At 46.5% G+C, this 2,284-nt stretch carries 3 protein-coding genes; 2 read left to right on the top strand and 1 reads right to left on the bottom strand.

Translation table 11 applies throughout. The features are described 5' to 3' along the window. Positions 1-223: YdeI/OmpD-associated family protein (locus H6F93_RS08850; RefSeq protein ID WP_190680122.1), on the top strand; the 223-nt coding region annotated here is incomplete at its 5' end. Positions 224-435: 212 nt separating this feature from the next. Here H6F93_RS08850 and H6F93_RS08855 read toward each other — a convergent pair. Beyond that, entirely contained in the window at positions 436-1,416 is a 981-nt protein-coding gene (locus tag H6F93_RS08855) for an alpha/beta hydrolase family protein (protein WP_190680123.1), read from the bottom strand. Between the two features lie 66 nt (positions 1,417-1,482). Here H6F93_RS08855 and H6F93_RS08860 point away from each other — a divergent pair, with 66 nt between their 5' ends. After that, complete coding sequence (locus H6F93_RS08860) at positions 1,483-2,100, top strand: Uma2 family endonuclease (RefSeq protein ID WP_190680124.1); 618 nt, start codon at positions 1,483-1,485, stop codon at positions 2,098-2,100. Positions 2,101-2,284: the final 184 nt, after the last annotated feature.

A 2,284-nucleotide genomic window follows, 5' to 3' on the forward strand; every position in this document is an offset into this window, starting at 1 on the left:
TGCCCTGGATGCGATCGAGGCGCTAGAAATTCCGCCTGATTTAGAAACAGCCTTGGCTAGCTATGGCGAGGCAAAACAGAATTTTGAAGCATTCCCACGCTCGGTTAAACGAGGCATTTTAGAATGGATTGCTTCGGCTAAAAGACCTGAAACCCGGGCGAAACGAGTGAATGAGACAGCCCAACTCGCCTCTCAAAATCTGCGGGCAAATCAATGGCGATAGTTCCTCAGTGCCAATTGGAGAGACGTTAATTGGGCAATTCCTACGCGAACAAGAGCTTTACCCCCTTGTCTTCAGGAATGGGATTTCCATTAAACAGGACACCTGTAAGGGCAGGTTTAGCATTAAAGCTGTCGCTCAACTGCAAAGATTCCGGCAAAACCTGCCCCTACCCAAGGGTAAACTTTTTCTTAGAGATCTCTTAAGCAATACTTCTACTTGCATTCAAAGGAGGCAACTAAAGAGTTGTTGGATAACAGTTGCTTGAGAGTCTCAATGGCTGGTGCTTGAGAACGAACATGAGCATCAATAAATAAACCGATCGCTTCTGCCATTAAATCTCGCAGTTGCGCTTCCGGTTGGGTTGCTGGCAAGTCTAGAAACGGTCTACCTGTGGTGAAATCAAACGGATCAGCGATTGAAAAATGATTGGCTCCTTCCAACAGCAGCAAGTAACTATCGTTTCTGCCTCCTGCGATCGCCTCCTGGAAAGTTCGTTGAACTGGTGTTGTAGGCTGTTCCCAAGTGACTCCATAGCGATCGCTACTATTCGCAATCACTCCATCACAAGTTCCTCCAATTAATAGGAGAGGTAAGGCATCAGGCAAGGAAAGGATTGTACTGGGTGCATAACCGAGTTGGACAATTGCCGCCGTGTGAGCACCGTAAGCAAAAGCAGCCGCAACTTGTGGAAAAAACTGTGGCTCTGCACTCTCAATCGCAACCCTCCCTCCAGCAGAATGCCCACCTAAAACGATATGGTCTAGGTCGAGTAAACCAGCCAACACTCCTTCTGCTTGTAAACGCTCTAATGCAGTCAGTAGTGTGGGCAAAGCAGAAGCCGTTGGCCCTTTGCCATACATGTTGGGTGTCAACATCTTGACGTTAACCCCTGGAGTAAGCCCTACCATTCCAGGTAAATCTTCAGCAATCCAGGAGAAGGTAACCGCTACAAGTCCACGTTCTGCTAACTTGACGGCTAACCATTGATATACTTCAGGTCCGCAGTTAATTCCGTTGAAAAGAATGACGACCTTAAACGGAGCCTGTTGAGAATCGGCAGGAACAACTCCAAAATTTTGCTCTTGTTCGCTACCCGACATCTGGGCAGGGTAAAAAACCTTTAACTGAATCGTGTTATAGGGGGAAGAAGCATTTTCAACGGTAGCAGCTCGAAAAATTGCTCTTATGTCCATAATATGAGACTAGAATCCACAGTAAGGATTATAGGAAGGATTGAGCAAAGGCAATGAGGTAAGTTCATGATCCAGGTATTGCAGCAGCCAATCACATTTGATGAATTTGTCGAGTGGCTACCTGAAACTTCTGAATGCCGCTACGAGTTGCATCGTGGAACTGTTGTAGAGATGCCAAAACCAACGGGCAAACATTCAAAAGTAGCGGATAATTTAGCTTATGAGGTAGGCGCTGCAATTCGTCAGGCAAACTTGCCCTATTTCATCCCTAAAGAATGCATTGTCCGTTCGGTAGATGGTAATTCTGGATATAAACCGGATGTCATTGTTTTAGATGAATCTGCGCTGATAGATGAACCTCTATGGGAAAGTGGTTCTATCATCACGCTGGGCAAATCGATCAAAGTCATTGTGGAAGTCGTTTCAACCAATTGGCGAGATGATTACTTTTTGAAGCTTGGGGAGTATGAAGCATTAGGTATCCAGGAATATTGGATTGTGGATTACGACGCATTGGGTGGGCGACGTTTCATGGGCAATCCCAAACACCCAACGATTACGGTTTGTCAATGGGTGGATGGGGAATATGAGTTGCAGCAATTTCGAGCAGGCGATCGCCTCAGTTCACCCACCTTTCCCACCCTGAAACTAACGGTTGATCAGATTTTTGCGGCAGGACAATAGAGGGCGATCGCTTCCTCTGCTCAAAAGCGATCGCGCCTCTGTTTTCTTTTATCCTCCCATTCTGCGATCGCGAGTCAAGATACTCATCACTTCACCAGAACTTGGAGCAGGTAACAATGGACTCCAGGCGTTTACTTCCGCAAAACCGCGTCGATACAGGTCGTGAATTGTTTCAATTACACCA

Origin of the sequence: Leptolyngbya sp. FACHB-671 (assembly GCF_014695745.1) — a bacterium.
GTDB lineage: Bacteria > Cyanobacteriota > Cyanobacteriia > Elainellales > Elainellaceae > JAAUTN01.